Source organism: Faecalitalea cylindroides ATCC 27803, from assembly GCF_000469305.1.
In the GTDB taxonomy this organism is placed as follows: domain Bacteria; phylum Bacillota_I; class Bacilli_A; order Erysipelotrichales; family Erysipelotrichaceae; genus Faecalitalea; species Faecalitalea cylindroides.
Genome location: NZ_KI271022.1, coordinates 1 through 1,302, shown reverse-complemented (window position 1 = coordinate 1,302; position 1,302 = coordinate 1). Strand labels below are relative to the sequence as shown.

The window sequence follows — 1,302 nt, the reverse complement described above, 5'->3', positions numbered from 1 at the left end:
TCATGCAGTCCAGTGAAAGTCTGGGGTTACCGCCGAACTCATTAAGTACAGAGGAATCTATCAAGCAGGGGTGTAAATATTTTGCGTCCCTGCTTTCTTCCTGTAAAGAGAAAGGTATGACAGACATTAACGTGGTCATTCAGTCTTATAACTATGGCGGTGGCTATGCTGACTATGTGGCGAAGAATGGGAAAAAGCACAGTTTCAATCTTGCAGAGAATTTCGCAAGAAACAAATCTGGCGGTACAAAAGTGACCTATACCAATCCGATAGCTGTCAGTAAAAATGGTGGCTGGCGTTATAACTACGGAAATATGTTTTATGTGGAGCTGGTCAACCAATATCTGACTGTAAAGCAGTTCAGCAACGCAACCGTACAGGCGGTTATGAATGAAGCATTGAAATATCAAGGTTGGAAATATGTCTATGGTGGCAGTAATCCGAACACCTCTTTTGACTGTTCTGGTCTTACCCAGTGGTGCTACGGAAAAGCCGGAATCAGCCTGCCACGAACTGCACAGGCACAGTATGACGCAACCCAGCATATCCCATTGTCACAGGCACAGGCTGGCGATTTGGTCTTTTTCCATTCCACTTATAATACCAGTGACTATGTTACCCATGTAGGAATCTATGTGGGAAACAATCAGATGTATCATGCCGGAAATCCAATCGGCTATACCGATTTGACCTCTGCCTACTGGCAACAGCACATCATTTGTGCCGGAAGAATCAAACAATAGAAAGGACTTGAAATATGTTTAAGAAAAAGGAAAAAACAGAGAAAGCACCTAAGAATAAGAAAGTGCGTACTATGAAAGTCGGGACACATAAAAAATCTGTCCTGCTGTTGTGGGTGGTGCTTCTGACAAGCACCAGCTTTGGTGTGTATAAGAACTTTACCGCCATTGACACCCACACGGTACATGAAAAAGAAATCATTCAGTTAAGATTGAACGATACCAATGGTATTGAGAATTTCGTCAAGAACTTTGCGAAAGCCTATTACTCATGGAATACCAGCAAAGAAAAGATTGAAGCAAGGACAACGGAAATCAGTAAATACCTTACCAAAGAATTACAGGACTTGAACGCCGATACCATCAGAACGGACATACCAACCAGTGCGACCGTTACAAATGTGCTGGTCTGGAATGTAGAGCAGTCTGGAACGAACGATTTTACCGTTGCCTACGAAGTAGATCAGCAGGTAAAAGAGGGAGAACAGACACAGGAAGTCACAGAAAACTACACCGTGACCGTTCATGTGGATAAGGACGGTGCAATGGTCATTACCCAGAA

At 43.3% G+C, this 1,302-nt stretch carries 2 protein-coding genes; both read left to right on the top strand.

The window, feature by feature from the left end:
• On the top strand, window positions 1-743 hold a 743-nt coding region (locus HMPREF0367_RS07155), incomplete at its 5' end, for a C40 family peptidase (RefSeq protein WP_035402766.1).
• Between the two features lie 14 nt (window positions 744-757).
• On the top strand, window positions 758-1,302 hold a 545-nt coding region (locus HMPREF0367_RS07150; RefSeq protein WP_035402763.1), incomplete at its 3' end, for a conjugal transfer protein.